The following is a 3,330-nucleotide window of genomic DNA, read 5'->3' as shown; positions in this document are numbered from 1 at the left end:
CTCTTGTAGGGCGACAAGGTAATTGCCGTCGCCCCAACTTGTTCCACCGCAAACTCCTTCCGCCAAAAATAAAAGTTCTTGCCGGCGAAAGCGGTCGGGCATCACCTGCCGATATAGGCGGCCAGTTCGTCCGGCGTCCCGTTCGGGAAGGCCTGTTTCAGAAAATCCAGGAACGCCGACACGCGCGGGCTGAGCAGCCGCCGGGAGGGGTAGAGCGTCCAAAGAGCGATCTCAGGGGCGTCGATGTCCCCCCAATTCACCAACGTGCCGTCAGCCAAATCGTGGGCCACCAACGAAATGGGAAGACGTGCCGCACCGACCCCCGCCCGCACCGCATCGCGCACCATAATGAGCGTTCCCAAAGCGAGGACCGGCTCGATTTTGATCGTCGACCGGCCACCCTCGGTCTTCACGTGCCATGTTTGCCGTTCGCCTTTCCCGCGCGCAACGGCAGGGGCCGGTCCACCGGTGCGAGGAAGGTGAGGGCTCGCCACGACGACCAGCCGGTCGCGGAGAAACGCCCGTCCGACCAAGCTTTCGTCGGGATCCGGGTTGACCCGGATCACCAGGTCGTAGCCTTCCTCGATCATGTCCACAGCCCGGTCCTCCGTCGTGACCTCCAGCCTCACCTCCGGAAATTTGAGGGCAAATCCCGCGGCGATCCTCCCCATCGCGGTCTGAGAAAAAAGCAGGGGCGCGCTGATCCGCAGTCTCCCCTTGGGTCTTTGACCGCCCGAGGCGATCGCCGCGGCCGTCTCGTCCAGTTCGGCAAGCAACGCCCCCGTCCGCTCGAAAAGCGCCCGTCCTTCCTCGGTCAGCTTCAGGTTACGCGCACCCCGTTCAAACAGGCGCAGGTCAAGGCTGCTCTCCAAGTCTCCAACGCGCCGCGACAGGGTTGCCTTGGGCCGGCCGGTGGCCCGTGCCGCCTTGCCGAAACCGCCATGGCGGGCAACGAGGTTGAAATCGGTGAGGGCCAGAATATCCATAGGTGTTCCACCAGTGAGACGGTGCGTCTAAAATTTCGGTCTGTTTGAGTGTTTGTGAGCCACACATATTGGGCCTGTCAAGCAACCCAACAGGAGAAATTCCATGACCATCCTCGTTACCGGCGCCACAGGCAATGTTGGCCGCCAAGTCGTCGAGCACCTCGTCAAGCGCGGCGCCGACGTCCGTGCTCTCGTCCGCGATCCGTCGAAAGCCAGCTTCCCGGCGGGCGTATCGGTCGCGCAAGGCGACTTTCTCGATGTCGATTCACTGCGCAAAGCCATGTCCGGCGTTTCCACCCTGTTCCTCTTGAACGCCGTGGTGCCGGACGAATTCACCCAGGCTTTGGTCGCGCTGAACGTCGCCCGATCGGCGGGCATCGAGCGGATCGTCTATCTCTCGGTGATCCATGCCGACGTGTATGTGAACGTGCCGCATTTCGCCGGCAAGTTCGGCGTCGAGCGAATGATCGAGCAGATGGGCTTCCAGGCTACGATCCTGCGCCCGGCCTATTTCATCCAGAACGACCTGATGATCGAAGACGTCATCACCGGCTATGGCACCTACACAATGCCGATCGGCGCCAAAGGTCTCGCCATGGTCGACGTGCGTGATATCGCCGAGATCGCCGCTCTCGAGCTGCTGCGCCGCGAACGGTCCGCGGAGCCGCTTGCGCTCGAGCGGATCAACCTCGTCGGTCCGCAGACACTGACCGGGACGGATATCGCGGCCATCTGGTCCGACGTGCTCGCCCGGCCGATCAGCTACGGCGGCGACAACACCGAAGGTTTCGAGCAGAATCTCAAGCAGTTCCTGCCTGCCTGGATGGCCTACGACATGCGCTTGATGGGCGAACGGTTCCTGACCGACGGCATGCTGCCCGAGGCCGGCGACGTGGAGCGCCTGACCGCGCTTCTGGGCCGCCCTCTGCGTCCCTATCGCGACTTCGCCTCACAAATCGCCGGCTCCGCCTGACGGAACGGCTCCGGTCATCATCCGGTTCAGAAACAGCAGGGCGGCCTTTTGAGAAGGCCCCCTGTTCAGCCGGTACCGTCTTACTGCAGGGTGGCCGGACCAGGCCCGTCGCGTTGGGCGATCATCCGCCCGCCATCGTCGCCACCGAGACCATCCACGAACAGGCCAGCCACGCCGTCGAAATTGGTGAGCCCGTCGAATTCAATTGCGGCGCCAATCAGCTGGGCTGCCTGGAAGACAATGTATTCGACGTCCTCGAGGGCGATGTTTTCGGCCAGGTTCCTGACCCTTACATGTTCCGCCACCGCCGTGATACTGACGATGCCGGTCTTCCTGAAGGCGATCTGGACCGCTGAACGGACGTCATCGCGCAGTCGCGCCGAGTAATCATACCGCATCGAAACCTCCCAAAGGGAACGGTTTTCTGTTCAGGTTGCACAATGCGGCAGGGGCTTCATCTTGGCAAGTCACGAATTAAATAATATCTAAACAAATCAGCTAGTTAGCATAGTTATGCAAGTATGCGCCTTACGCCGAATACCATCAGGCTCATCATGCGCATGAGAAGCAGTTCACTCATCCCGAGGTCTTGACGCGCTAGGAGCGCTTTCCTAACTATTAGGTAAGCGAGTTGAATACTCATTCGAGGTATCGGGATCCTGAGCGAGGGAGCGCGATGACTGAACTGGAACGCCCGGAACGGTTGCAGATCATGCTGACGTCAGACGAGCTGGCTGCGCTGGAAAACTGGCGCTTCGACAAGCGTATGCCGAGCCGTTCGGCCGCGGTCAGGGAATTGCTGCGGCGCGGTCTTGCCTCAGACGGCTTCCTGACGGCGGAGCAAGGGGCGAAGTCGCAAGACTTCGGTATCCTGCCAACCGCCGGCGGCAACGGCATTTCCGAAAGCGGCAAGGAGTAGCGGTTCACCGCGCGTGAGCCGCTCCAGTCCTTTCAGGCTGCCGGTCGCCGCAACGCGGTGCCGGCCGGCCCAGCGGACCATAACTCTCGATTCAGAGGATGTTGGTCGTCACTTCGACGACGATCGCGGCACCTTCCAGGCTGCCATTGGTGACGTGCACGACACGCGATACCCGCAGATCCTGCGTGGTTCCATCGATCGACAGCGCAACGCTTTCGCCGATCCGCGGAACCGCCTGAAAAACCGCGTCCGTGGCCTCCGGCCGGTTGTCGATCGATATGCGGCAGTTGACGGTCATGAGATGTCTCCTGTGTCGGCCCGGTGGTCAACGCGGGGTCCGCGAAATGGTTTCAGGAGCCGGATGCAACTTAACGGCGCCCAGATCCGTAAAACACTAATTGCTCCATTGTTCATCGTAACGGAGCAACAGGGCTCGCTGGGGGCGTTGGGGC

At 61.6% G+C, this 3,330-nt stretch carries 5 protein-coding genes; 2 read left to right on the top strand and 3 right to left on the bottom strand.

Annotated features, from left to right (window positions below):
• Positions 1 to 101: 101 nt before the first annotated feature.
• The gene (locus ENZ74_RS26325; protein WP_013530764.1) at positions 102 to 986 is read right to left on the bottom strand and encodes a LysR family transcriptional regulator; all 885 of its coding nucleotides are present in this window, start codon (positions 984 to 986) and stop codon (positions 102 to 104) included.
• Between the two features lie 103 nt (positions 987 to 1,089).
• Here ENZ74_RS26325 and ENZ74_RS26320 point away from each other — a divergent pair, with 103 nt between their 5' ends.
• On the top strand, positions 1,090 to 1,959 hold the full coding sequence (locus tag ENZ74_RS26320; RefSeq protein WP_013530765.1) for an NmrA/HSCARG family protein: 870 nt from the start codon (positions 1,090 to 1,092) through the stop codon (positions 1,957 to 1,959).
• Between the two features lie 80 nt (positions 1,960 to 2,039).
• On the opposite strand, the gene ENZ74_RS26315 is transcribed toward ENZ74_RS26320, so the two are convergent.
• Positions 2,040 to 2,357 (bottom strand): hypothetical protein, encoded by a 318-nt coding sequence (locus ENZ74_RS26315; protein ID WP_063168566.1) that lies wholly within the window; start codon positions 2,355 to 2,357, stop codon positions 2,040 to 2,042.
• A 278-nt stretch (positions 2,358 to 2,635) separates the two neighbouring features.
• Between ENZ74_RS26315 and ENZ74_RS26310 the strand changes: the two genes are divergently transcribed.
• Positions 2,636 to 2,878: a hypothetical protein gene (locus ENZ74_RS26310; protein WP_013530767.1), complete on the top strand. Its 243-nt coding sequence runs from the start codon at positions 2,636 to 2,638 to the stop codon at positions 2,876 to 2,878.
• Positions 2,879 to 2,969: 91 nt separating this feature from the next.
• Here ENZ74_RS26310 and ENZ74_RS26305 read toward each other — a convergent pair whose 3' ends face one another.
• A complete protein-coding gene (locus ENZ74_RS26305) occupies positions 2,970 to 3,176 on the bottom strand; it encodes a hypothetical protein (protein WP_013530768.1) in 207 nt (68 codons plus the stop codon).
• Positions 3,177 to 3,330: the final 154 nt, after the last annotated feature.

Source organism: Mesorhizobium sp. M7A.F.Ca.CA.002.15.2.1 (assembly GCF_003998715.1).
GTDB lineage: Bacteria > Pseudomonadota > Alphaproteobacteria > Rhizobiales > Rhizobiaceae > Mesorhizobium > Mesorhizobium ciceri.
Note: the sequence above shows the minus strand (reverse complement) of the source record. Positions and strands in the feature narration are given on the sequence as shown.